Raw genomic sequence first — 4,922 nt, 5'->3', positions numbered from 1 at the left:
GTTTTTGGCCTGACCCATTTCGCCAACGTTGTCAAGCAACTCGTCCGAGTCGTAGTGGCCGTAGCCGCTGTAGGTGGCCGATGCGAATGCACCGTCTTCAAATTCGACCAGTGCGCTGTAGGCACCTTCGGTGGGGCGGGCGGCATCCCAGGCGCCGGTATGGGCGCGCACGCTGCGCACCAGGCCTCCGCCCAGCAGTCGCACGATGTCTATCTGGTGCGTGGCCTGGCTGTGGATCACGCCACCGCCGGCGGCCGTGTCGAGTTCCTCCGGCCTGCGCGGCCGGTAGAGAAAGTCGGTGTAGTTCATGGCGTGGATCATCTTCACCGTGCCGTAGCGGCCGCTGTCGATAAGCTCGCGCGTGCGCCGTATCGGCGTGTTGAAGCTGTGGCTGTGGCCCACGATAAGGTGAGTGCCAGCGCTGAGGGTCGCTTCAATCATGCTGGTGCATTCGTCAACCGTCAGGGCCATCGGTTTTTCCACCAGCACATGTTTACCGAAGGAGGCGGCCAGGCGCACGTGCTCCGCATGGAACTGGTGGGGCGATGCGATGTAAAGCACATCCACGGCCGGGTTGGCGCACAGCGCTTCAATGGATTCGTAGCTGGGCGCGGCGAAGTCTTTTTCAAACTGTGCGCGGGCCTGGGCAATCGGGTCGGTCGCGCCCACCAGCGTGACGCGGCTGTCATGCACAAAGGTGGGCAGCATGAGCGTGAACGCCCGCCCCAGGCCCACCACGCCCATCTTCAGTGTGCGGTTTGTCATAAGTCGAGTACCAGTTCAGGCGATTTTGCCCGTGAGACGCAGACCATGATGTGGTCGGCCTTTTCCTCGTCGGTCAGCACCATGTCGCGGTGCTCGGCCTCGCCTGCCAGCAGGCGGGTCTTGCAGGTGCCGCAGGTGCCGCTCTCGCAAGAGCTGGCCACGCGCAGGCCCGTGGCGCGCAAGGCCTCCAGAATGGTTTGTTCTGCACTAACCTCGACGTTCTTCCCGCTCTTTTGAAGGCGCAAGGTAAAGGGCGTGTTGTCGGCGTACACCTTGGCGTCGACGCCGAAGCTTTCAAAATGCACCGAACCCGAAGGCCAGTGGCCCGACATGTCGGCCACGCTGTCCATCAGGCCTTTGGGGCCGCAGCAGTAAATGTGCGCGGCGGTGGGCTTTTCAAACACCGGCCACAGGTCCAGCGCCTGGTCGATGTCTCCGTTGTCGTGGTGAATCTGCACCTGGCCAGAAAACTCGGATTGCAGCTCATGGATGAACGCCGTGCTGCCCGCATCGCGCGTGCAGTAGTAGAACTTGAAGCCGGCGTTCGCACGCTTGAGGTGGCGCATCATCGACAAAACCGGCGTGATGCCGATGCCGCCCGCCACGAAAATCGACTCGGCGGCGTGGCTTGCCAATTCGAAGTTGTTGCGCGGCGCGCTGACCGACAGCAACTGCCCCGCTTGCACGTCATCGGCCATGCTGACGGAGCCGCCACGGCCGCGCTCATCACGCTTGACGGCGATCTGCCAGGCGCTGTTGTCGGCCGGGTCGCTGCACAGCGAATAGTTGCGCCGCACGCCGCTCGGCACTTCAACCGTCAGGTGCGAGCCGGGCGTGAAGGCGGGCAGGGGCGTGCCGTCCGGATGACGCAACTCGAACAGGTAAATGTCTTGTGCAACCGCTTCCTTCCGGACAACCCGCAGGTTAAAAAAATCTGGCTCAGTGGCGGCTGCGGCAGGGCTGCCTGCTGCGACGCTAGGGTTAACGCTCATCGTTGTCTCCGCACGGTTGTTGACAAATATCAAAAGTCCGATATTCTTAGTGTGCTAAGAATAATCCGCTTGCCCCGGATTTGCAAGCTGCTTTTTTGATTGCATGCGAGCCCATGAATTGGCAACCGATGTGAAGGATATTTGCGATGTTGACCGCTGAAGAAAATGACCTGTTGTGCCGCGTGGAGGGTCAGGCTCCCATGGGCCAGTTGATGCGCCGTCACTGGACGCCGGTCTGCCTGATCGAAGAAGTCAGTGAGCCTGACGGCACGCCTGTCAAGGCGCGGGTGTTTGGGGAGGACCTGGTGGTGTTTCGCGACACCAAAGGCCGCGTTGGCGTGATGGACGAATATTGCCCCCACCGGCGTGTCTCGCTGGTGTTTGGCCGCAACGAAGACTGCGGCCTGCGTTGCCTCTATCACGGCTGGAAGATGGACGTGGAGGGCAATGTCCTGGAAATGGTCTCGGAGCCCGCCGCCAGCGGCATGGCGCAAAAGGTCAAGCACCTGGCTTACACGGTGAAGGAGTGGGGCGGTTTTGTCTGGGCTTACATGGGCCCGAAAGAAACCCAGCCGGAGTTCGAGCCACCAGCCTGGGCACCCACCGCCGACACGAAAGTGACGATTGCCAAAGCATTGATTCCCTGCAACTGGGCGCAAATCCTGGAAGGTGCGATCGACTCGGCCCACAGCTCCAGCCTGCATTCTTCAGACATGGTGCCGGCGCGCGTGGAAGGCGCCGAGGCCACGGATACCAACTGGCTGCGGCCCTCTACCGACAAGGCGCCGCGCATGCAGGTGGAGCGCGGCGGCTACGGTTTTCGTTATGCGGCCATACGCCGACCCATCAAGAACGCGGCGGCCAACGACTACATTCGATCGACGGTGTTTGTGGCGCCAGCCACAGCGCTGATCCCGCCCAACAACCTGTACAACGTCGCCAACATCAACGTGCCGATGGACGATACCAACACCGCGTTCTATTTCATCGCCTGGGGCCATCCGTCGCAGACGCCTGACACCGGCGCCTGGCGCAAATTCCTGGGCCAGCAACTGGGCGCCGACCTGGACGAAAAATACCAGCCGCTGCGCAACCGTGCCAACCACTTCTGGCAGGATCGCGAAGCCATGAAGGCCGGCAATTTCACCGGCATCACAGGTTTCCCCAACCAGGATATCGCCATGTGGGTGACCATGGGTCCGATTGCCGACAGAACACACGAACGCCTGGGCGCCAGCGACATGGCGGTGGTGGAGTTCCGCAAGCAGATGCTGGAGGCGGTGAGCGCGTTCCAGGCGGGGGAGGCCGCCATCGGCACAGGTGAGCTCCGCATTCCGCCCAGCGTGGTCGCTTTTCAGGCTATTGTTCCGAAAACGACGGACTGGCGTGCCTACCAGGCGTCCTATGTGTGGGATTCCCGCGAGCCAGCGCTGGAGCCGTCCTATTCCACATAGGGCGCCACACAGGGCATTTTTTCTGCCTCTGTGCTTCTTTTCCGCCATGACACTTTAAAAAATCATCAGGAGACATTTCATGAAACAGCGCCGTCATCTTCTTCATCTGCTAGGGGCCAGCGCCATGCTGGCAGCCGGCACCTTGCTGCCGATGTTTGCAGCCGCCCAGGGCGCCTACCCCAACCGCCCGATCAAGTTCGTGGTGCCCTACGCGGCCGGCGGCCTGCCTGATACCGTGGCCCGCATTTTTGCGCAGCGGCTGGGCGACAAGCTTGGCCAGTCGGTGGTGGTCGACAACCGGCCGGGCGCCAACGGTGTGGTGGCCGCGCAGGCGCTGGCCACCGCCCCCAAGGATGGCTACACCTTCCTGGTGACGGACGGCTCGATGTTCTCCATCAACCCAGCCATCTACAAAAGCCTGGGTTACGACTTCAAACGTGACTTCATGCCCGTGTCGCTCGCGGCTCGCGCGCCGCTGTACCTGGCGGTTCACCCCAAAGTACAGGTCAATACATTTCAGGAGTTCATCGCGCTCGCCAAGGCCAAACCGGGAACCCTGAACTACGGCTCTTCAGGTATCGGAAGCACGCACCATCTGACCATGGAGGCGCTGAAGGCATCGCTCGGCCTGCAAATCACGCATGTGCCGTTCAAGGGCACGGGCCAGTCGGTTCCCGCGCTGATCGGTGGACAGGTCGACGTGCTGTTCTCGGCGCTGCCGTCCCTGGCCGGTTTTGTAAAAGGCGGGCAGGTCAAGCTGCTGGCCAATAATGCCGCCCAGCGCTCCAGCCAGGAGCCCAATGTGCCGGCGATTGCAGAGACAATCCCGGGTTTTGACTTCGCGCCCATCGTGGGCGTGCTGGCTGCTACGGGCACGCCAGCCAGCGCGATAGAGCGCATCAGCGCGGAAATGGCACAGATCGCCAGGATGCCGGAAGTCATCACCACGCTGAACAACGCCGGCATCGAGCCCATCGGCAGCAGCCCTGCCGATTACAACAAGGCCATCCTCGGTGAGAACGAACGCCTCGCCAAAGCCATCGTGGCGTCCGGTATCAAGCCGGAATAACCATCTCAGGAACACACTGCGACATGTCAAAACTGAAACTGACCTTCGGCTGCTGGAACTATGACCGCACCCGCGCCCTGATGGACGGGAGCGTGCAGCCCGATGGCATCGACCTGAACTATCTCAACATGCCGGTGGAAGAAACTTTCTTTCGCATGCTCAGGCATAAGGAGTTTGATGCTGCAGAAATGTCGCTCTCGTCGTACACCGTGTCCCTGTTCAATGAGTCGCGGCCGTTTGTGGCGATTCCGGTTTTCCCCTCGCGCTTTTTCCGCCACTCCTGCATCTATGTGAATGCCAACTCCGGCATTCGCGAGGCGAAGGATTTGATAGGCAAGCGCGTGGGCAACCCCGAATACCAGATGACGGCGCCGGTGTGGATACGCGGCATCCTGTCCGACCACTACGGCGTGCCTGTCGACAGCGTCACCTACTTCACCGGCGGCGAGGAAGAACCCGGCCGCTCCGAAAAGATCAAGCTCGACCTGCCGCCCAACATCAAGGTCGAGCGCATTGGTCCCGGGCAGACACTGGCGCAGATGCTGCTCGACGGCGAGATCGACGCGCTCTACACCGCGCGTATGCCGTCAAGCTTTCTCAAGGGTGGCGGCAAGGTCAAACGCCTCTTTGAAGACTACGAGC

The 4,922-nt window shown here is 61.5% G+C and carries 5 protein-coding genes; 3 read left to right on the top strand and 2 right to left on the bottom strand.

The window, feature by feature from the left end:
* Window positions 1-765 (bottom strand): Gfo/Idh/MocA family protein (locus AC1D1P_RS14180; protein WP_477673430.1); only part of this gene is annotated, 765 nt, incomplete at its 3' end.
* On the bottom strand, window positions 762-1,757 hold the full coding sequence (locus AC1D1P_RS14175) for a PDR/VanB family oxidoreductase (protein WP_477673429.1): 996 nt from the start codon (window positions 1,755-1,757) through the stop codon (window positions 762-764). The genes AC1D1P_RS14180 and AC1D1P_RS14175, both read right to left, overlap by 4 nt.
* A gap of 146 nt (window positions 1,758-1,903) precedes the next feature.
* Between AC1D1P_RS14175 and AC1D1P_RS14170 the strand changes: the two genes are divergently transcribed.
* From AC1D1P_RS14170 to AC1D1P_RS14160, 3 genes are all read left to right on the top strand, one after another.
* Complete coding sequence (locus tag AC1D1P_RS14170; RefSeq protein ID WP_477673428.1) at window positions 1,904-3,211, top strand: Rieske 2Fe-2S domain-containing protein; 1,308 nt, start codon at window positions 1,904-1,906, stop codon at window positions 3,209-3,211.
* 79 nt (window positions 3,212-3,290) lie between these two features.
* The gene (locus AC1D1P_RS14165; protein WP_477667835.1) at window positions 3,291-4,280 is read left to right on the top strand and encodes a Bug family tripartite tricarboxylate transporter substrate binding protein; all 990 of its coding nucleotides are present in this window, start codon (window positions 3,291-3,293) and stop codon (window positions 4,278-4,280) included.
* 23 nt (window positions 4,281-4,303) lie between these two features.
* A partial coding sequence (locus tag AC1D1P_RS14160) for a substrate-binding domain-containing protein (protein ID WP_477673427.1) occupies window positions 4,304-4,922 on the top strand: 619 nt, incomplete at its 3' end.

Source organism: Polaromonas sp. P1_E1_2, assembly GCF_056406035.1.
This window is presented reverse-complemented; position numbering and strand designations above follow the sequence as displayed.